General features: G+C 63.1%; 23 protein-coding genes and 1 other RNA gene. 12 read left to right on the top strand and 12 right to left on the bottom strand.

The window, feature by feature from the left end; genetic code table 11:
* The first annotated feature begins 161 nt into the window (after positions 1–161).
* The 4 genes from pyc to AB4Z43_RS27215 all read left to right on the top strand — a co-directional run bounded on the left by pyc (position 162) and on the right by AB4Z43_RS27215 (position 5,012).
* Positions 162–3,620, top strand: a complete 3,459-nt coding sequence (pyc, locus tag AB4Z43_RS27230) for a pyruvate carboxylase (RefSeq protein ID WP_064981258.1) — start codon at positions 162–164, stop codon at positions 3,618–3,620.
* A gap of 325 nt (positions 3,621–3,945) precedes the next feature.
* A complete protein-coding gene (locus AB4Z43_RS27225) occupies positions 3,946–4,206 on the top strand; it encodes a DUF2312 domain-containing protein (RefSeq protein ID WP_010912082.1) in 261 nt (86 codons plus the stop codon).
* Positions 4,207–4,255: 49 nt separating this feature from the next.
* Positions 4,256–4,696, top strand: a complete 441-nt coding sequence (locus AB4Z43_RS27220) for a hypothetical protein (RefSeq protein WP_019861789.1) — start codon at positions 4,256–4,258, stop codon at positions 4,694–4,696.
* A 7-nt stretch (positions 4,697–4,703) separates the two neighbouring features.
* On the top strand, positions 4,704–5,012 hold the full coding sequence (locus AB4Z43_RS27215) for a hypothetical protein (protein WP_245314213.1): 309 nt from the start codon (positions 4,704–4,706) through the stop codon (positions 5,010–5,012).
* 69 nt (positions 5,013–5,081) lie between these two features.
* Here the strand turns inward: AB4Z43_RS27215 and msrB are convergent, their stop codons facing one another.
* The 5 genes from msrB to AB4Z43_RS27190 form a co-directional block, all read right to left on the bottom strand.
* Positions 5,082–5,486, bottom strand: coding sequence for a peptide-methionine (R)-S-oxide reductase MsrB (gene msrB, locus AB4Z43_RS27210; protein ID WP_010912078.1), 405 nt, complete (start codon positions 5,484–5,486; stop codon positions 5,082–5,084).
* Positions 5,487–5,587: 101 nt separating this feature from the next.
* Entirely contained in the window at positions 5,588–6,385 is a 798-nt protein-coding gene (locus AB4Z43_RS27205; RefSeq protein ID WP_064981254.1) for an MBL fold metallo-hydrolase, read from the bottom strand.
* A gap of 18 nt (positions 6,386–6,403) precedes the next feature.
* A complete protein-coding gene (locus AB4Z43_RS27200; protein ID WP_441939712.1) occupies positions 6,404–7,594 on the bottom strand; it encodes a vWA domain-containing protein in 1,191 nt (396 codons plus the stop codon).
* A 7-nt stretch (positions 7,595–7,601) separates the two neighbouring features.
* On the bottom strand, positions 7,602–8,048 hold the full coding sequence (locus AB4Z43_RS27195; RefSeq protein ID WP_019861783.1) for a GNAT family N-acetyltransferase: 447 nt from the start codon (positions 8,046–8,048) through the stop codon (positions 7,602–7,604).
* A 78-nt stretch (positions 8,049–8,126) separates the two neighbouring features.
* On the bottom strand, positions 8,127–8,966 hold the full coding sequence (locus AB4Z43_RS27190; protein WP_027047501.1) for an AAA family ATPase: 840 nt from the start codon (positions 8,964–8,966) through the stop codon (positions 8,127–8,129).
* 136 nt (positions 8,967–9,102) lie between these two features.
* Between AB4Z43_RS27190 and ssrS the strand changes: the two genes are divergently transcribed.
* From ssrS to AB4Z43_RS27170, 4 genes are all read left to right on the top strand, one after another.
* A non-coding RNA gene (gene ssrS / locus AB4Z43_RS27185) (6S RNA) lies at positions 9,103–9,258 on the top strand.
* A gap of 97 nt (positions 9,259–9,355) precedes the next feature.
* Positions 9,356–9,943 (top strand): 5-formyltetrahydrofolate cyclo-ligase, encoded by a 588-nt coding sequence (locus AB4Z43_RS27180; RefSeq protein WP_027047500.1) that lies wholly within the window; start codon positions 9,356–9,358, stop codon positions 9,941–9,943.
* Positions 9,944–10,013: 70 nt separating this feature from the next.
* Positions 10,014–10,838, top strand: coding sequence for a TIGR00282 family metallophosphoesterase (locus AB4Z43_RS27175; protein ID WP_019861780.1), 825 nt, complete (start codon positions 10,014–10,016; stop codon positions 10,836–10,838).
* Between the two features lie 78 nt (positions 10,839–10,916).
* On the top strand, positions 10,917–11,684 hold the full coding sequence (locus tag AB4Z43_RS27170) for a TerC family protein (protein WP_019861779.1): 768 nt from the start codon (positions 10,917–10,919) through the stop codon (positions 11,682–11,684).
* A gap of 20 nt (positions 11,685–11,704) precedes the next feature.
* Here the strand turns inward: AB4Z43_RS27170 and AB4Z43_RS27165 are convergent, their stop codons facing one another.
* From AB4Z43_RS27165 to AB4Z43_RS27150, 4 genes are read right to left on the bottom strand one after another with little or no spacing between them, the layout of a single operon-like run.
* Positions 11,705–12,172 carry an SRPBCC family protein gene (locus tag AB4Z43_RS27165; RefSeq protein ID WP_027047499.1) on the bottom strand — a complete coding sequence of 156 codons (468 nt, stop codon included), beginning with the start codon at positions 12,170–12,172 and terminating at the stop codon, positions 11,705–11,707.
* A 26-nt stretch (positions 12,173–12,198) separates the two neighbouring features.
* A complete protein-coding gene (locus tag AB4Z43_RS27160; RefSeq protein WP_019861776.1) occupies positions 12,199–12,561 on the bottom strand; it encodes a glyoxalase/bleomycin resistance/dioxygenase family protein in 363 nt (120 codons plus the stop codon).
* 57 nt (positions 12,562–12,618) lie between these two features.
* Positions 12,619–13,011 carry a VOC family protein gene (locus AB4Z43_RS27155; RefSeq protein WP_020629069.1) on the bottom strand — a complete coding sequence of 131 codons (393 nt, stop codon included), beginning with the start codon at positions 13,009–13,011 and terminating at the stop codon, positions 12,619–12,621.
* A gap of 22 nt (positions 13,012–13,033) precedes the next feature.
* Positions 13,034–13,516, bottom strand: coding sequence for an SRPBCC domain-containing protein (locus AB4Z43_RS27150; protein ID WP_027047498.1), 483 nt, complete (start codon positions 13,514–13,516; stop codon positions 13,034–13,036).
* 51 nt (positions 13,517–13,567) lie between these two features.
* Here AB4Z43_RS27150 and AB4Z43_RS27145 point away from each other — a divergent pair, with 51 nt between their 5' ends.
* The 3 genes from AB4Z43_RS27145 to AB4Z43_RS27135 all read left to right on the top strand — a co-directional run bounded on the left by AB4Z43_RS27145 (position 13,568) and on the right by AB4Z43_RS27135 (position 15,231).
* Positions 13,568–13,891 (top strand): ArsR/SmtB family transcription factor, encoded by a 324-nt coding sequence (locus AB4Z43_RS27145; RefSeq protein WP_019861773.1) that lies wholly within the window; start codon positions 13,568–13,570, stop codon positions 13,889–13,891.
* Positions 13,892–14,101: 210 nt separating this feature from the next.
* Positions 14,102–14,851, top strand: coding sequence for a YebC/PmpR family DNA-binding transcriptional regulator (locus AB4Z43_RS27140; RefSeq protein ID WP_441939708.1), 750 nt, complete (start codon positions 14,102–14,104; stop codon positions 14,849–14,851).
* Between the two features lie 32 nt (positions 14,852–14,883).
* A complete protein-coding gene (locus AB4Z43_RS27135; RefSeq protein WP_441939804.1) occupies positions 14,884–15,231 on the top strand; it encodes a SelT/SelW/SelH family protein in 348 nt (115 codons plus the stop codon).
* A gap of 40 nt (positions 15,232–15,271) precedes the next feature.
* On the opposite strand, the gene AB4Z43_RS27130 is transcribed toward AB4Z43_RS27135, so the two are convergent.
* A complete protein-coding gene (locus AB4Z43_RS27130) occupies positions 15,272–15,748 on the bottom strand; it encodes an anthrone oxygenase family protein (RefSeq protein WP_441939706.1) in 477 nt (158 codons plus the stop codon).
* 1 nt (position 15,749) lies between these two features.
* Entirely contained in the window at positions 15,750–16,577 is an 828-nt protein-coding gene (locus AB4Z43_RS27125) for an NAD(P)H-binding protein (protein ID WP_441939704.1), read from the bottom strand.
* A gap of 125 nt (positions 16,578–16,702) precedes the next feature.
* On the opposite strand from AB4Z43_RS27125, the gene AB4Z43_RS27120 reads away from it, so the two are divergent.
* Positions 16,703–17,332, top strand: coding sequence for a TetR/AcrR family transcriptional regulator (locus AB4Z43_RS27120; protein WP_019861769.1), 630 nt, complete (start codon positions 16,703–16,705; stop codon positions 17,330–17,332).
* 237 nt (positions 17,333–17,569) lie between these two features.
* On the opposite strand, the gene rpmE is transcribed toward AB4Z43_RS27120, so the two are convergent.
* Positions 17,570–17,791, bottom strand: a complete 222-nt coding sequence (gene rpmE, locus AB4Z43_RS27115; RefSeq protein ID WP_010912060.1) for a 50S ribosomal protein L31 — start codon at positions 17,789–17,791, stop codon at positions 17,570–17,572.
* Between the last annotated feature and the right edge of the window lie 24 nt (positions 17,792–17,815).

Raw genomic sequence — 17,815 nt, 5'->3', positions numbered from 1 at the left:
TTGTCGCCATTGTTCCGTCCGTTGGGGCTAAGGCGTGCGAGTGTTGGCCGGATAATTGATTTAAATCGGTTTAAACCGGCGCTGATTTTGTTTGCACTGCAGCATTTTCACGCTAATCATTGCACCGATTTCCCGTCCCTTCCGCTGCTGGAGCCCAGTCCTTGGCCATCACGAAGATCCTCGTCGCCAACCGGTCAGAAATCGCCATCCGCGTCTTTCGCGCGGCCAATGAACTGGGCCTCAAAACCGTGGCGATCTGGGCCGAGGAAGACAAATATTCGCTGCACCGCTTCAAGGCCGACGAGAGCTACCAGGTCGGGCGCGGTCCGCATCTCATCAAGGATATGGGGCCGATCGAGAGCTATCTGTCGATCGAGGAGGTGATCCGCGTCGCCAGGCTCTCGGGCGCCGATGCCATCCATCCCGGCTACGGGCTTCTGTCCGAAAGCCCCGAATTCGCCGAAGCCTGCGCGCAAGCGGGCATCACCTTCATCGGACCGAAGCCGGACACGATGCGCCGTCTCGGCAACAAGGTCGCGGCGCGCAATCTCGCCATCGAAGTCGGCGTGCCTGTCATTCCCGCCACCGATCCGTTGCCGGACGATATGGAGGCGGTCAAGAAACTGGCCAAGGAGATCGGCTATCCGGTGATGCTGAAGGCCTCCTGGGGCGGCGGCGGGCGCGGCATGCGTGCCATCCGTTCCGAGGCCGATCTCGCCCGCGAGGTCACGGAAGGCAAGCGCGAGGCGAAGGCCGCTTTCGGCAAGGACGAGGTCTATCTCGAAAAGCTGATCGAGCGCGCGCGCCACGTCGAGGTGCAGGTGCTTGGCGACACGCATGGCAATGCCGTGCACCTGTTCGAGCGCGACTGCTCGATCCAGCGCCGCAACCAGAAGGTCGTCGAGCGGGCACCCGCGCCCTATCTCGAAATGGCGCAGCGCGAGGAGCTTTGCGGCTACGCGCTGAAGATCGCGCGCGAGACCAGCTATATCGGCGCCGGCACGGTCGAGTTCCTGCAGGATGCCGATACCGGGAAATTCTATTTCATCGAGGTCAACCCGCGCATCCAGGTCGAGCATACCGTCACCGAGCAGGTGACCGGCATCGACATCGTCAAGGCGCAGATCCACATCCTCGACGGTTTCGCCATCGGCACACCGCAATCGGGCGTGCCGGCGCAGAAGGACATCAGGCTGAACGGCCATGCCTTGCAGTGCCGCATCACCACCGAAGATCCCGAGCACAATTTCATCCCGGATTACGGCCGCATCACCGCCTATCGCGGCGCCACCGGCTTCGGCATCCGGCTGGATGGCGGAACCGCCTATTCCGGCGCCGTCATCACCCGCTTCTACGATCCGCTGCTGGAGAAGGTGACGGCCTGGGCGCCGACGCCGGCCGAGACGATTGCCCGCATGAACCGGGCGCTGCGCGAATTCCGCATCCGCGGCGTCGCCACCAACCTCACCTTCCTCGAAGCGATCATCAACCACCCGAGCTTCGCCGACAACTCCTATACGACCAAGTTCATCGACACGACGCCGGAGCTGTTCCAGCAGGTCAAGCGCCAGGACCGCGCGACCAAGCTGCTCAACTACCTGGCCGATGTCAGCGTCAACGGCCATCCCGAGACGCGCGGCCGGCCGATGCCGAAGGCCGATGCGGCAGCACCGGTCGTGCCCTATCTCAACGGCAATGTGCCGGGCGGCAGCAAGCAGAAGCTGGACGTGCTCGGTCCGGAGAAATTCGCCGGCTGGATGCGCGAGCAGAAGGAAGTTCTGGTCACCGATACCACCATGCGCGACGGCCACCAGTCGCTGCTGGCGACACGCATGCGCACGCATGACATTGCCAATATTGCCGGCACCTATGCGCGCGCCCTGCCGCAGCTTCTGTCGCTCGAATGCTGGGGCGGCGCGACCTTCGACGTCGCCATGCGCTTTCTCACCGAGGATCCTTGGGAGCGGCTGTCGCTGGTGCGCGAGGCGGCCCCCAACCTGCTGCTGCAAATGCTGCTGCGCGGCGCCAACGGCGTCGGCTACACCAATTATCCCGACAATGTCGTGCAGCATTTCGTCAAGCAGGCGGCGAGCGGCGGTATCGACCTGTTCCGCGTCTTCGACTGCCTGAACTGGGTCGAGAACATGCGCGTCGCCATGGACGCGGTCGGCGCCGAGGGCAAGCTGATCGAAGCGGCGATGTGCTATACCGGCGACATTCTCGATCCGGCGCGGGCCAAGTACGACCTGAAATACTATGTCGGCCTGGCCGGCGAACTGCAGGCCGCCGGCGCCCACATCATCGCCGTCAAGGACATGGCGGGCCTGTTGAAGCCGGCGGCGGCCCGCGTGCTGTTCAAGGCGCTGCGCGAGGCGACCGACCTGCCGATCCATTTCCATACCCACGACACGTCGGGCCTGTCGGCGGCGACCGTGCTGGCGGCGGTGGAGAGCGGCGTCGACGCCATCGACGCGGCGATGGATGCCTTCTCCGGCAACACGTCGCAGCCTTGCCTGGGTTCGATCGTCGAGGCGCTGAAGGGCACCGAGCGCGACCCTGGCCTCGACCCGCAATGGATCCGCAAGATCTCGTTCTACTGGGAAGCGGTGCGCAACCAGTATGCCGCCTTCGAAAGCGATCTCAAGGGGCCGGCCTCGGAAGTCTATCTGCATGAAATGCCGGGCGGACAGTTCACCAACCTCAAGGAACAGGCTCGCTCGCTCGGGCTGGAAACGCGCTGGCACGAGGTGGCGCAGACCTATCACGACGTCAATCTGATGTTCGGCGACATCGTCAAGGTGACGCCGTCGTCCAAGGTGGTCGGCGACATGGCGCTGATGATGGTCAGCCAGGACCTCACCGTCGCCGATGTCGAGAACCCGGCCAGGGATATCGCCTTCCCGGACTCGGTCGTCTCGATGCTGCGCGGCGATCTCGGCCAGTCGCCCGGCGGCTGGCCTGCAGCGCTGCAGAAGAAGGCGCTGAAGGGCGACAAGCCGATCACGGCGCGGCCTGGCTCGCTGCTCAAGCCCGCCGATCTCGAGGCCAGCCGCAAGGAGATCGAGGAGAAGCTCGAGCGCAAGCTCTCGGAATACGAGTTCGCCTCCTGGCTGATGTATCCGAAGGTGTTCACCGACTTTGCCGGCGCGCAGGAGACCTACGGGCCGGTCAGCGTCCTGCCGACGCCGACCTATTTCTACGGCATGAAGTCGGAAGACGAGATCTTCATCGACATCGAGAAGGGCAAGACGCTTGTCGTGCGTTGCCTCGCCATCGGCGATGTCGACGACAAGGGCATGGTCACCGTGTTCTTCGAGCTCAACGGCCAGCCGCGGCGCGTGAAGGTGCCGGACCGGGCGCATGGCGCCTCCGCCGCCAAGGCGCGCCGCAAGGCCGAGCCTGGCAACGAGGCGCATGTCGGCGCGCCGATGCCGGGCGTGGTCTCCGCCCTTTCGGTCGCCACCGGCCAGGCGGTGAAGGCCGGTGACGTGCTGCTCTCCATCGAGGCGATGAAGATGGAAACGGCGCTGCATGCCGAGCGCGACGGCACCGTCGCCGAGGTGCTGGTCAAGGCCGGCGACCAGATCGATGCGAAGGATCTGCTGATCGCGTTCGCTTAGGGCATATCGATATTCAGGTGATGCCGGCCTGCGAATAGTGGCTTCCTGGGCTTCCCCGTTCTACTGCGTCGCAGTAGAACTGCGCTCACGTACTTTAAGTACGCTTTGCTCCGGTTCGCGGAAGCCACCATTCTCGGCTCGGCCTGGCCTGAATCTCGACATGCCCAGGTCCATGTGAGCGAGATGGCTGTCGGCTTCTGTCGGCAGCCCTCATGCCTTGTTCGATAACAGCTTGACCCGCCGCCGCCGGTCGGGCATCGAACCGGCTCAAATTTGCCGCCGTCTTTCGCCGAGTCGCGGCCCAGAACCAATTTTGGAGAAAAACATGGCCGACGATATCACCGAGACCAGCCAGACTGTTGCCGCCGGCCAGTTGCGTGCCCTCATCGAACGCATCGAGCGGCTCGAGGAAGAAAAGAAGACGATCGCAGACGACATCAAGGAAGTGTTCGCCGAGGCCAAGGGCACGGGGTTCGACACCAAGGCGATACGCACCATCATCCGGCTGCGCAAGAAGGATCAGGCCGAGCGCCAGGAAGAGGATGCCATCCTCGATCTGTACATGGCAGCGCTCGGCATGGTGTAAGACTAACCGCCCGGTGCCCGATGCGGTTGCCGTGAATACGGTTTGAACCATGAGCGAATTCGACTTCGGCGGACGCCGCGCCTCGGAGTTCCGCCATCGTGGCTTCTGGTCGCTGTTCGCCGAACGGCATCCGGAGGAAAGAGCCCGGCTGGCGCGGCGCGGGCCTTGGTTCTGGCAGCGCGGGCTGCCTGATTTCGCCCTGGTCATTTCCATGTATGTCGCGCCGGCGCAGAACCATGTCGGCGTCTTTTTCGGCCGCAACGAAAAGTTCGGCGCCACGCAAAGCTGGTCGCGGTTGAAGCCGTTCCAGCCGGCGATCGAAGAGAGGCTTAACCTCAGGCCGGAACAAAGTTGCGAGGGCCTCGGCATCAATTCGATGTGGCGGGTCAACTGCTTTGCCGAGGACAACTGGCCCGCCATGACCGACTGGCTGGTGACGGAATGCTCGCGCGTCGAGCGCGCCGTTGTCGATGTGCTCGGACAGGGGTAGGGCGCCGGTGTCCCCGGAAGGCGCCGGATCCTTCTTCCGCTCGCGCTGGCAAGGCGAGGTGCCGATCGACCGGCTGTTCTGGCGCGACATGCTGCTGGTCGGGACGGGGATCAGCATTGCCTCGTCCGTGGTCGCTCTGATCCTGCTTGCGCTGAAGATGCCGGTCGGGCTCGTGCTGGCGGTGCATTTCGCACCGGTGCCCTACAACATCTTCCTCACCATAGCGGTCTGGCGGACGGCCGAGAAATCGGGCGCCAAGGCCGCGCTGATGCTGCTGGGCTCGGCGCTGTGGCTCATCGCCACGGTCGTGGTCTGAGCGGACGGAACGCAGCATGAAAAAGGACGGCCGAAGCCGCCCTTTGCTGAAAGCCTGCGCGATGCCCCTTCAGGCCGCCGGCTCGAAATTAAGCGCCACGCCGTTGATGCAATAGCGCAGACCGGTCGGCGGCGGGCCGTCCTCGAAGACGTGGCCGAGATGGCTGCCGCAGCGCGAGCAATGGCACTCGGTGCGGACCATGCCATAGCTGCGGTCGACGGTGGTCTCGATCGAGCCGGGCACCGGGTCGTTGAAGCTCGGCCAGCCGGTGCCGCTCTCGAACTTCAGCTTGGATTCGAACAGCGGCTGGTCGCAGCCGACGCAGGAAAATGTGCCGGCGCGCTTCTCGTAGAGCAAAGCGCAGCTGCCCGGCCGCTCGGTGCCGTGATTGCGCATGACCGCATATTGCTCCGGCGTCAGCCGGGCGCGCCATTCGGCATCGGTGCGGGTGACGGGGTAAGTGTGGGTGTCCATTTGATCTCCTCAGCCTTGGCGGCTCGTTCTTTGTTGCAACCTCATATTCGCAACAAATAGGCATTTGTTACAAGGTTTGCCCGCATTTACGCTCGCGATCATCATCCTATCGCCGCCAGATAGCGCGCGACAGAGGTGGCCAGGGCCGTCTTGCCACCGCCGATGATGTTCAGGTCCCACCATGCCCCGCGGATATCGTCGAAGGCGAATGGTTCCAATGCCGCCGCTATGCGGCGCACGGCCGCCGCGTTGAGCGGTATCTGGTTGGGATAGCTGTACATGAAGCTGACATGGCGGCGCGTCGGCGTCACCTGCACCGTGTCGCCGGTCAGTAGGGCGTTGCCGCCCTCGCGCTGCCAGTGCAGCACCTGGCTGCCGGCAAAATGGCCGCCGCAGCGGACGAGCGTGAGCGACGGATTGAGGACGAGCGTCTCGCCTTGCCAACTGACGATCGAGGGATGCGGCCGCATGATCCATTGGCGGTCGTCGGCGTGGAGATAGATCGGCACGCCGCCAAACGCTTCGCTCCAACATGCCATCGCCGAGTAGAAGTGGCAGTGCGAAATGGCGATGGCCGCCAGGCCGCCGCGGCGGTTGATCTCGGCCACCGCCTCGTCGCTGACCATCGAGACGCAGTCCCACAGCACATTGCCATGCGGCGTCTGCACCAGCTGCGCCCGCTGGCCGATAGCAAAGCGCGGCTCGATGCCGAAGCCGAGCACGCCGGCATCATCCCGCATCACCAGTCGATGCCCGGCAGAGAGCTCCTGCGGCGCGATCCAGGCCTGGCCTTCCCAGCGCACGAACTGCCGCTCGTCCTCGCAGATCGGGCAGTGTTGCAGCGGCGTCTCCGTCGCCGCGAATTGGACGCCGCATTGCAGGCAGAGGAAGCAGGTCATGGTGGCTCCGGAAATTGCTCAGTGTTTTCTGGAAAGCTGCTTCGTTGCGCTTTCGAGCCCGGCCAGCGTCAGCGGGAACATGCGGCCGCCGAAGATGTCGCGGATCATGGCGATCGAATGGGTGTAACCCCAGTTCTTTTCGCTCTCGGGATTGAGCCATACCGCATTCGGCCATTGCTGCAGCAGGCGGCCGAGCCAGACGGCGCCTGCCTCCGGGTTCCAATGCTCGACCGAGCCGCCGGGGTGGGCGATCTCGTAAGGGCTCATCGCGGCGTCGCCGACGACGATCACCTTGTAGTCCGGGCCGTATTTGTGGAGGAGATCGAAGGTCGGAATCACCTCGGCATGGCGGCGGCGATTGTCCTTCCACACGCCCTCGTAGAGGCAGTTGTGGAAGTAAAAATATTCGAGCTGGCGGAATTCGGCACGCGCCGCCGAAAACAGCTCTTCGACAGTTTTAATGTGGTCGTCCATCGAGCCGCCGACATCGAAGAACATCAAAAGCTTGACCGCGTTGCGGCGCTCGGGCCGCGTCTGCACGTCGAGATAGCCATGCTCGGCGGTGGCGTGGATGGTGCCGGGCAGGTCGAATTCCTCCTCGGCGCCCTCGCGCACCCAGCGGCGCAGCCGCTTCAGCGCGATCTTGATGTTGCGGGTGCCGAGCTCGACGGCATCGTCGAAATTGCGGAACTCGCGCTTGTCCCAGACCTTCACGGCGCGGCGGTTGCGGCTTTCGTGCTGGCCGATGCGCACGCCTTCGGGATTGTAGCCATAGGCGCCGAAGGGCGAGGTGCCGCCAGTGCCTATCCATTTCGAGCCGCCCTGATGGCGGCCTTTCTGCTCCTCCAGCCTTTGCTTCAAGGTCTCCATCAGCTTTTCGAAGCCACCGAGCGCCTCGACCAGCTTTTTCTCCTCCTCGGTCAAATGCTTTTCGGCAAGCCGGCGCAGCCATTCTTCCGGGATGTTGGCAACGTCCACCGCATCCGGTCCGCCCAGCGCTTCAATGCCCTTGAAGACATGCGCGAATACCTGGTCGAAGCGGTCGATGTGGCGCTCGTCCTTCACCAGAGCGGCGCGGGCCAGGTAATAAAAACCCTCGACGTCATAGTCGACCAGCCCGGCTTCCAGTCCTTCCAGCAGTGACAGGTATTCCCTGAGCGAGACGGGAACACGTGCGGCCTTCAGTTCGAGGAAGAAGGGGATGAACATTGTCTATCTACAGCAGATCATACTCGATGAAGCCGGTGCGGCGCGCCACGTGGTCGTAGAGCTTGCGCGCCGTGGCATTGGTTTCGTGCGTCATCCAGTAGACATTCTTGACGCCGATCTTTGCCGCTTCCTGCTTTACGGCATTGATCAGCGCCGCACCGATGCCCTTGCCGCGCACGTCCGGGTCGGCGAACAAGTCCTGCAGGTAGCAGTTGTTTTTCTCGGACCAGCCTGAGCGATGGTAGAGATAGTGGGTGAGGCCGACCGCCTTGCCGTCGAGCGTGGCGATAAAACCCTTCGGCTCGAATTCGCCTTCCGTGAACAGCCGCTTCCAGGTGACGGCATAGACCTCTTCCGGCAGCCTGGTTTCATAGAAGGTAAGGTAGTCGGTCCACAGGCGCTTCCAGTCGGCGTGGTCGGACTGTGCGAGCGGGCGGACAATAATCTCGGACATTTCATCTCCTGCGAAAGGTTGTGGCCGAAGCTGCCGTCCTGTCCGGCCCGCGGCAACGGTCCACGGTCGGGGAAAGCGCTATTGCTGTCTTCTGGCCATGAAGGCCAGGCGCTCGAACAGATGCACGTCCTGTTCGTTCTTCAGCAGTGCGCCATGCAGTTTGGGCAATGCGTTCTTCGGGTCGGCGCGCAAATCCTCGGGTGCGATGTCGTCTGCGACCAGCAGGCGGATCCAGTCGAGCGCCTCGGAGGTCGACGGCTTCTTCTTCAGGCCGGGGACCTCGCGGATCTCGTAGAACTGGGTAAGTGCCGCGCGCACCAGATTCTGCTTGATACCGGGATAATGGACGTCGACGATCCTGTGCAGCGTGTCGACGTCGGGAAAGCGGATGTAGTGGAAGAAGCAGCGGCGCAGGAAGGCGTCCGGCAGTTCCTTCTCATTGTTGGAGGTGATGATGACGATCGGCCTGATAGCAGCGCGGATGGTCTCGCCGGTCTCGTAGACGAAGAACTCCATCCGGTCGAGTTCCTGCAGAAGGTCGTTGGGGAACTCGATGTCGGCCTTGTCGATCTCGTCGATGAGGAGCACAACCTTCTTGCCCGCCGCGAACGCCTCCCAGAGCTTGCCGCGCTTGATGTAGTTCTTGATGTCGTTGAACCTGGCATCGCCGAGCTGGCTGTCGCGCAGCCGTGACACGGCGTCATACTCGTAAAGGCCTTGCTGCGCCCGCGTCGTCGATTTGACGTGCCATTCGATGAGATCGAGGCCGAGGGCCGCCGCCACCTGACGGGCAAGCTCGGTCTTGCCAGTGCCGGGCTCGCCCTTGACCAGCAGGGGCCGCTCCAGCGCGATCGCCGCGTTGACGGCCACCATCAGATCCTTGTCGGCGACATAGGCCGCCGTGCCTTCGAAACGCATTTTTGCTCCTTGGTTCACCCTGTGACCGTAAGGACGCCGCCCGGGCTGTGCAAGGGTGCGGCGCGGATGGCGAATAAAGCCGCCGAGACTGCCGGTCTCACTGGCGCTCGACCGATGAGCGGCCTATATTGGGAGGGACGGTCTGTGCTTCCCGGCAGGAGAACATTTTCCCCGGGGCCTTAACGATCCTTAGGGAGCTGTCCCTGGGAAGACCCGTGGGTTTTCTCACACGGCGCCCACCTACTTTGTAGGTTCCCGGGATCGCTCTCTCCACCGGTTGTGTGGATCGTCACTTCTTGCCCCTATATCCACGCATTTCGGTGGATGATGCGGTGGAAAACGTCGCTCCCAACACGCAATCCCGATCCGGCCTTTTCTATCGTCCGCGCATGACATCTCTCAAAGACCAGAAAAAACAGCTGCGACTCCAGGCGCTTGGACGCCGCGATGCGCTCGATGAATTCTGGCGGGTGGAGATGGCGCTCGAAATGGCCGAGACGGCGCGCGATCATCTCGCCATCGAGCCCGGCCAGATCGTCTCCGGCTTCTGGCCGATGCGTTCGGAAGTCGACGTCAGGCCCTTGATGTTTGCCTTGCGTGAACAGGGCGCGAGGCTTTGCCTGCCCGCCATTCTCGACAAGACCACGATCGTCTTTCGCGAACTGGTGCGCGGCGCGCCGATGGTCGACATGGGCTTCGGCACGGTCGGGCCCCATGAAGAGGCCGAGGTGCTCGATCCCGAGGTGATGCTGGTGCCGCTCGCCGCCTTCGACGCGCGCGGCCACCGCATCGGCTATGGCGCCGGCTATTACGACCGCGCGATCGCGAAGCTCGTCGACAAGGGGCATACGCCCCGGCTGATCGGCATCGCCTTCGACTGCCAGGAGGTGGCACAGGTTCCGGACGAGAACCATGACGTGATCATCCCGGAAATACTCACCGAGAGCGGGTTGCGCCGCTTCACGCCAAAATTGTAGATAATGGAGGCATGATCTTTTCGCGGATGTCATGCAGCTTTTGCTTCGCTGACTTTCGGTGCGGGATCATATGAGACTTCTCTTCCTCGGTGACATGGTCGGAAAAACGGGACGCACGGCGGTGTGGGAACAACTGCCCGGCCTGATATCGGACTTCAAACTCGATTTTGTCATCGTCAATGGCGAGAATGCCGCCGGCGGCTTCGGCATCACCGAGGAGATCTTTCGCGAGACGATCGCGGCGGGCGCCGATGTCGTAACCACCGGCAATCATGTCTGGGATCAGCGCGATGCGCTGGCCTTCGCGCCGCGCGAAGAACGCTTCCTACGTCCGTCGAATTTCCCCAAAGGCACACCCGGGCGCGGCTCCGGCGTCTACATCGCCAGGAGCGGCGCGCGCGTGCTGGTCGCCAACATCATGGGCCGGGTGTTCATGCATCCCGAACTCGACGATCCGTTCCAGGCCGGCGAACGCGAGCTTGCCGCCTGCCCGCTCGGCGAACAGGCGGACGCGGTGGTGATCGACTTCCATGCCGAGGCAACCTCGGAAAAGATGTGCTTCGCGCATTTTGTCGACGGCCGCGCCAGCCTAGTCGTCGGCACCCACACCCACCAGCCGACCGCAGACCACCAGATCCTCAATGGCGGCACCGGCTATCTGTCGGATGCCGGCATGTGCGGCGACTATGATTCCTCGCTCGGCATGGACAAGGAGGAACCGCTCAACCGGTTCCTGTCGAAAGTGCCGAAGGGGCGCTTCGAGGCAGCGACCGGCCCGGCGACCTTGTGTGGGGTCGGTGTCAATATTTCCGATCGTACCGGACTGACCGAGAAGATCGCGCCGTTTCGTCGCGGGCCCAGACTGGAAGAAACGGCTCCATCCTTCTGGTCATGACATTGATATAGGCGCGCGCAGTACCTAACTGCCGACGACATCTGCTTCAGATCGTTAAAAGAGGGGACAACGACCTCCATGCAGCTTATCGAATTTCTTGCGCCGCATTTTCAATTCGTTTCCGATCCAACCGCATGGGTCGCCTTGCTGACGCTGGTGGTGCTCGAGATTGTGCTCGGCATCGACAATCTGATCTTCATCTCGATCCTGACCAACAAGCTGCCGGAAGCGCAGCGGGCTCGCGCCCGCCGGCTCGGCATTTCGGCGGCGCTGGTCATGCGGCTGGTGCTGCTGGCCACCATCTCGATCATCGTTCAGCTGACGACGCCGGTCTTCACCGCCTTCGGCCATGGCTTCTCCTGGCGCGACCTGATCCTGATCGCCGGCGGCCTGTTCCTGGTGTGGAAGGCGACCAAGGAGATCCATCACACGGTCGATCCCGACGACCACAAGGACACGATGATGGGTGAGACGCTCAAGATCTCGCTTGCCGGCGCGATCTTCCAGATCCTGCTGCTCGACCTCGTCTTTTCGATCGATTCCATCATCACCGCCGTCGGCATGACCGACGAGATCGCCATCATGTACATCGCCGTGATCGTGGCCGTCAGCGTGATGATGCTGGCGGCGGGTCCGCTGGCCAACTTCATCGCCAAGAACCCCAGCATCGTCATGCTGGCCCTGGGCTTCCTGTTGATGATCGGCATGACGCTGATCGCCGACGGCATGGGCTACCACGTGCCCAAGGGCTACATCTACGCGGCGATGGGTTTCTCGGCCCTGGTCGAGGGGCTCAACATGCTGGCGCGGCGGCGCAGGAAAGCGAAGCCCGGCGACGGGCATTGAGCATCGGGGTGCTGGGGCATCTAACGCCCCGGCACGCCCTTCGGGTGGCGGTCGCCTATCAGGCCAAGCGTCAGACCCTGTTCCAGCCAGGCCTTGGCGCCGGCCAGCACCAGCGTGAAGCCACCGGTCGAGCCGATCGCTTCCTTAACCTGCTCGTCGCCCGTCCCGGCGAAACCGAAGTTACGGACCTCGAGAAAGGTCGCATCCCCGGGCATTTCGTTGAAGGTCCAGACCACCGTGGTCGGCGGATCGCTCCATTGCATGACGATCCTTTCGTTCCTGACGATCTCGCTGGCCTTGGCTGTCGTCGAGACGCCATACATGCGCCATTCCCAGCGGACCTCCTTGCCGCTGTCCAGCCGGTCGCTGCCATGAGTGAACCAGAATTTGGTGGTGACGGCTGGATCGACGATGGCCTCGAACACTTCGGCGACAGGCCGCCGGATCAGCATGCCGGCTTCGGCTGTCGGGGTTTCGCGGATCTCCATGGCGGTCTCCTTTCTGGCCTTGGCGCTCACCAGGCGTCGGGCTCGCGCAGCATGTGGACGACGCTGGCCGGGTTGGTGATCCAGCCGCCGCGAAAGCCTTCGCCCAAGGGCTCGATGGCATCGCAACGCACGACGCCGGCCTCGGCGAGGTGTGCGGCAGCGGTCGTGAAATCCTCGGTGAACAGTTCCAGCCAGACCTCGGCCTGGCTCAACATCGGCGCCTCGTCGATCCATAGGCGGTTGGGCCCGAGCTCGAAGCCGATCGCCGGAGCCTTGGCGGTGAATGGCTTCAGGCCGACGATATCGCGGTAGAAGGCGATCGTCGCCTCAAACTGATGCGGCGGCACCTTCATGGCGATGTTGATGCCGCCGGTGATTTTCGTCGTCATTGCTGTCTCCATTGCGCTGCGCTTGGGTGTCTTCGTGATCGTTTCGGCCAGGTTCGGTCAGGCCAGGTTGACTTGCCAGGAGACACCAAACCTGTCGTTCAACCACGCAAAGCGGCGGCTGAAACCGTAATTGTCGGGTGGCATCAGGAACCCGCCATCCTTCGCCAGTGCGTCGACGATGCGGTCCAGTTCCTCCGAGGAGGAGCAGTCGATATAGAACGAGACCGACGGCGTGAAGCCGAAGGCGTGGTGCACGGGGCTGTTGAAGACCATGACGTCCAGGCCGGCGATCGAAGCGCGCGCCAGCTTCAGCGTCCCTTCCGGGCCATCCTCACCGGCGCCATAGCGGGTGATGTCGAGGATGTTGCTGCCGGGAATGGTCTCGCAATAAAGCGCCATCGCCTCCTCGGCCTTGCCCTCGAACATCAGGAACGGTGTTACTTTCGTCATCGCTGGCCTCCGTTTTCGCTGCTCAAACATTGGTCTCGTTGGCGGGTTCGCCCTTCATCTCGCTGCGGTAATAGCCGTCGCGCAGATTGATGCCGTATTCGACATAGGCCTTCATGCAGGCCAGCATCTGCGACCAGCCCTCGCAGTTGAGGTAGGATTTCTTCAGGCCGACCGCGCCTTCCTGCCAGCCGCTTTCGGCGATGGTGACGAAGGTGCCGCCATCGTCCAGCTGTTCGAAATTCATCTCGATGCGGGTCTTGTAGGCCGGCTTGCCGTCGGCGTCGGTGGCGTCCCAGCGCAGCACGATACGGCTGTCCCTGACCACCTCGTCGACCTCGACCGGCACCGTGCCCCACCAGACGACGCTGATGCCGGTCTTGAGCGGCGCGCTGGCGCCGCCGATGGTGGTGAAATAACCGCTCAGCTTCCTGGGGTTGACGACGGCGTCGAAGACTTCGGCAACCGGTTTGCCGATGCGGCCGGAAACGCGGAATCCAAGAGACATATCCACAGCTCCATCCTTGATCGGTTCGACGATATGTTATATAAACATAACATGTCAAGTCGATCGCAGGATGACAATGTTTTCAAGGCGCTGGCGCACCCGCGCCGGCGCGAAATGCTCGATCGGCTGAGGGACGAACCGAAGACCACCGGTATGCTGTGCGATGCCTTCCCCGACATCGACCGCTGCACCGTCATGCTGCACCTCAAGGTGCTGGAGGAGGCGGAGCTGATCGTTGCGCGCCGCGACGGACGCGAGCGCTGGAACCATCTCAACGCGCTGCCGATCAAGCAGATCCACGACCGCTGGATCAGCCAGTATGCCGGCCATGCGCTCAGCATCATCGACCGGCTGAAGTCCGATCTGGAGGCATGAGCGCCTGTAGACGTCCTTGTTGGCTGCTGGCAGCACGGCGCGGCTGGACGAATTGAGCCGATTTATCTATAAGCCGGCCATTCCGGCAGAGAACGCCGTGCTTCCACGGGTTGCACCTGGGACGCTCTGAAATTTGAATTCGAGCATTTTGCAAGGGCGAGGTGATCCACCTGGCTGCGAGATGCTCTAGCCGAACACGACAGGGGTGCCATGGCTGGCCATTCACAGTTCAAGAACATCATGCACCGCAAGGGCCGTCAGGACGCGGTGCGGTCGAAAATGTTTTCCAAGCTGGCGCGCGAAATCACCGTGGCCGCCAAGAGCGGCACGCCCGACCCATCGATGAACCCACGCCTGCGGCTGGCGATCCAGAACGCCAAGGCGGTGTCGATGCCGAAGGACAACATCCAGCGCGCCATCAACAAGGCGTCGATGGGCGATGCCGAAAACTACGAGGCCGTGCGCTATGAGGGCTATGGCCCAGGCGGCGTCGCCGTCATCGTCGAGGCGTTGACCGACAACCGCAACCGCTCGGCGTCGAATGTGCGCGCGGCCTTCACCAAGGCCGGCGGCGCGATGGGCGAAACCGGTTCGGTGTCCTTCATGTGGGACCGCGTCGGCGAGATCTATTATCCGGCATCGGCCGGCAGCGCCGACAAGGTCATGGAAGCGGCGATCGAGGCCGGCGCCGACGATGTCGAAAGCGACGAGGAAGGCCACACGATCTATTGCGCCTTCGAGAATCTCGGCGAGGTGTCGAAAGCACTGGAAGCCGCGCTCGGCGAAGCTGAATCAGTGAAGCTGATCTGGCGGCCGCAGAACAATGTTCCGGTCGACGAGGAACGGGCACAGTCGCTGATGAAGCTGGTCGCCACGCTCGAGGACGACGATGACGTGCAAAGCGTCTACGCCAACTTCGAAGTCGACGACGACACCTTGGCCAAGCTCAGCGCGGCGTGATCGGTTGGGATATGAGCAAAGCTCAATCCGATATGGACAGAGCTCAATCCGATAGGAGCGAGACGCCGTCGCCCGCCATCCGCATCACCTATTGCACGCAGTGCCAGTGGCTGCTGCGTGCCGGCTGGATGGCGCAGGAACTGCTCTCGACCTTCGGCACAGATCTCGGCGAAGTGGCGCTTGTGCCTGGCACCGGCGGCGTCTTCACCATCTCCTGCAATGATGTTTTCATCTGGGATCGCAAGCGCGACGGCGGCTTTCCCGATGCGGCAAAACTCAAGCAGCTGGTGCGCGACGTGGTCGACCCCGATCGCGATCTCGGTCATTCCGACCGCAAGGGCCACACGTCAAAGGGGCACACGCAAAAAGACCCCGCCTGAGCGGGGCCCAGCGGGGCCCTTTGTGTTTCGCAAGGCCTCTTCACAGCAATGCGAAGATAAAGCAGGCCATCGCCACGATGGCGGTGATGGTGCGGACGTGGTTCCACATCACCCATTGGCTCAGATGGTTGGCCCACACGGCGGCGCCATTGCTGCTGGCCGGATCGATGGCGGCAAGCGCATCGTTGAGCGGCACGTTGAAGACCATGGTCACGATAGGGTTGCCGATCACGTAGATCACCGCGCCGGCAAGCAGCCAGTACGAGCCGGACTGGCTCCAGCCCATGAGGGCGGCCGCGATAAGCACCAGACAGAGCAGGCCGGTGCCGAAAAGCGCCGTCATGAAAGTCGGCGTGATCACCGTGATGTTGATCGAATTCATCGCGGCGATGCCTTGCGGGACGGGCAGCCGGGCAAGTGCTGCCATGACGAAGTTGGAAAAGGCGAAGAAGACGCCGCCGACGACGCCCGAGCCGATTGCGGCGATGATGGTGAGGGCGGGAACAAGCTTGCTCATCTCAGTGACTCCAGATGCCTGTTGCGGCGGTTTCGGTTGCGTAGGCGGAAAAGTCTTTCGGTGCGCGGCCGAGCACGCGTTGGACGCCGTCGGTGAGCGATTCGTTGCGGCCGTCGAGCACCTTGGTGAACAGCTCATCGAGCAGCCAGACGATTTCGGGTGGCAGTTCATGCGACGCGACGGCGGCGGTGAACTCGTCATGCGAAATTCTGACAAAGCGGATGTCGCGTCGGGTCGCCTTGGCAATCTCGGCGACCGCGTCGGCAAAGCTCAACAGCCGCGGCCCGGTAAGCTCATAGAGCTGGCCGACATGACCGGGCTCAGTCAGCACCGCTTCGGCGGCGTCAGCGATGTCGTCGACATCGACAAAGGGTTCGCCGACAGGTCCGACCGGCAGTGCCACTTCGCCCGCCAGCAGCGGCTCTATGAGAAAGCCTTCGCTGAAATTCTGCGAGAACCATGCGCAGCGCAGGATCGTCCAGTCGGCCCCGGAAGCCTTCAGCATCTCTTCGGCGCGCTGCGCCTCATGCTCGCCGCGGCCCGACAACAGCACCAGCCGGCGAACGCCATGCTCCATGGCAAGGCGGGTGAAGGCATCGATCACTTCGGCGGCGCCCGGCACGGCGATGTCGGGATAGTAGCTGATGTAGACCGCGCTGACGCCTTCGAGTGCGGGAGCCCAGCTTGCGGGAACCTCCCAGTCGAAGCGCGGCGTGCCGGAACGGGAGCCGATCCGTACCGGAATGCCGCGCGCCGTCAGCCGCTCGGCAAGACGGCGGCCGGTCTTGCCGGTGCCGCCGAGGATAAGAAATGGTTTGGTGTCGCTCATGGTGGTTTTCCTCTGCTTGAAAACATGAGTAATCCTCACATTTGCAAAACGTGATAAACCCTCGTATTTTGTGTGTCAAGCCATTCTCTCGGCGATTGTGCCGAATGCGTTGTTGGAGACAGTCCATGGAAGGCAAGCCGGCCAACGAGCAGATCGCTTCGCCACGGCGGGCGCCAAGCCAGCAGCGCAGCCGCGAGCGGGTGGAGCGCATGCTGGCCGCGGCCTCGGCGCTGATCACCGAGCAAGGCAGCGATGCCATGCGCATGGGCGAAGTCGCCGAACGGGCAGGGGTGTCGATCGGCTCGCTCTACCAGTTCTTTCCCGACAAGCGGGCGATCATCTGGGCGCTGGCAGAGCGCTACACCGCCGAGAGCCAGGCCTGCATCTCGGCCGCGCTCAAGGATGTCGGCGACGCCGAAGGCCTGCGGCGGGCTTTCTCGGAGTTGGTCGATATCTATTACGGGCTATTCCTGGCCGAACCGGTGATGCGCGACATCTGGTCGGGCACCCAGGCAGACCAGGCGCTGCGTCAGCTCGAACTCGCCGACAGCCGGGCCAATGCCGAATTCCTGGTGGCGGTGCTGAGGCGATTGCGTCCCGGCGCCGACCCTGTCTCGCTGGAGACCACGGCGTTCCTCGTCTGGCAAATGGGCGAGGCAGCGATGCGGCTGGCCATCTCGGTCGAGCGGCAGGAGGGCGACAGGCTGGTCGCAGCCTACAAGCGCATGGCGCTGCGGGAATTGTTGGACGGGTAGAATGCCTCCCCATCCTCCCCCTCGTGGGGGTTCGAAGGACGGGCGAAACCCGCGCCCCGCCCCCGGCAAGTCGGTGTGCGAAGGGGCGGCGTCAGACCCGCACCCAGACCCTCGGTCCCCCTCACTACAAGGGGGAGTTCGGGGGATGAGGGCCAGCTCGAGGCGCGTCACCTCATCGCAACAAAAAAACCCGCTACAAGAGGCGGGTTTTTGATCTGCGACAATGCCGAAGTGGGCTTAGAGGCCGAAACCTTCGAAACGCTTCTTGAACTTGGAGAGGCGGCCGCCGCGGTCGAGCAGGGTCTGCTGGCCGCCGGTCCAGGCCGGGTGGGTGGTCGGGTCGATGTCGAGGTTCATCGTATCGCCTTCCTTGCCCCAGGTCGAACGGGTCGTGTATTCGGTGCCGTCGGTCATGACGACCTTGATGGTGTGGTAGTCGGGATGAATAGCGCTCTTCATGGTTCGGTTCCTGGCTTGCCGGCG

Source organism: Mesorhizobium sp. 2RAF45, from assembly GCF_052115225.1.
GTDB lineage: Bacteria > Pseudomonadota > Alphaproteobacteria > Rhizobiales > Rhizobiaceae > Mesorhizobium > Mesorhizobium jarvisii.
Note: the sequence above shows the minus strand (reverse complement) of the source record. Positions and strands in the feature narration are given on the sequence as shown.